The following is a 378-nucleotide window of genomic DNA, read 5'->3' on the forward strand; positions in this document are numbered from 1 at the left end:
TTTTGTGCAACAGTTGTACGTTAACTTTAGCGCTGCAAAGGTAGTACAATTTGTTCAATTCGCAATAATTTCAAACTCCCTTTTAATGTTTATTAATAAATTATAGTCAATATTTCTTATTTTGTGGTCGAAAAGGGTATTTTTGTGCAATTTTAGCTAAAGCAAACAACACTAAAAAGACATTTTTAGGATTTATTTCGGCCTTTCGCTACAGTTAACGTACAACTGTATCGCAGTAAACGTGGCCTTTCGCAACAGTTAACGTACAACTGTATCAGACCCCAAGTCTATCTTTTGATAAGAAGACAGGTAAGACTCAAATGATAACGATTAGAATTATAAACTCATAACGATGATGATATATGATGAAAAAATAGT

The organism is Prevotella sp. TF12-30, from assembly GCF_003436715.1.
Taxonomy (GTDB): domain Bacteria; phylum Bacteroidota; class Bacteroidia; order Bacteroidales; family Bacteroidaceae; genus Prevotella; species Prevotella copri_A.